This window comes from Falsihalocynthiibacter sp. CO-5D18 (assembly GCF_041205445.1).
In the GTDB taxonomy this organism is placed as follows: domain Bacteria; phylum Pseudomonadota; class Alphaproteobacteria; order Rhodobacterales; family Rhodobacteraceae; genus Falsihalocynthiibacter; species Falsihalocynthiibacter arcticus.
The window spans coordinates 1-561 of record NZ_JBGFCF010000083.1 but is presented as its reverse complement, the minus strand read 5'-3'; the positions used below and the strand labels follow the sequence as shown (position 1 = coordinate 561).

The 561-nt window shown below is 49.6% G+C and carries 1 protein-coding gene; it reads left to right on the top strand.

Features of this window, described 5'->3' with window-relative positions; all coding sequences use genetic code 11:
- Positions 1 to 92: 92 nt before the first annotated feature.
- Positions 93 to 561: condensation domain-containing protein (locus AB9F27_RS22015; RefSeq protein WP_369758219.1), on the top strand; the 469-nt coding region annotated here is incomplete at its 3' end.

Sequence of the window (561 nt, the reverse complement as noted above, 5' to 3'; positions counted from 1 at the left end):
GCCCAATTTGTCGCGCTGACCTAAGTTATTGATTACCGTTCGGAACGGGTTTTTGCTCTTATATCTGATTGGTGCCCCGAAGGATATTTGACATGAAAGCTTTACAGCAAAATGACGTTATAGGGACGTTTCCCACATCAATCGGGCAGAAACGTTGTTGGTTCATGGAACAGATGCATCCTGGCAATCGTGGCTTGAATCTGGCTGTTCGGTGGGAATTGCGCGGCCCGGTTTCGAGCGAGATGGTCGCCACGGCGTTCAATAGGATTATCGCTCGCCATGAAATTTTGCGTACATGCTTTGCTGAACAAGACGGCGAGCCTGTGCAGCAGGTGGTAGATCACGTTGATTTTAAGCTTGATGACGTTGATGTGCGCGCCCTTGATGAAGCTGATCGTATTGCGCGGATAAATGCAATCGCGGTCGAACATGCCGAGCAACCCTTCGATATGGAGGTGCCCTGTTTGTTGCGGGTGGTGATGGTTCGCACAAATACGCAAAAGGCTGAATTGCTGATCGCGGTGCATAATGCCATTTTCGATGGCTTTTCAATTGGGGTTC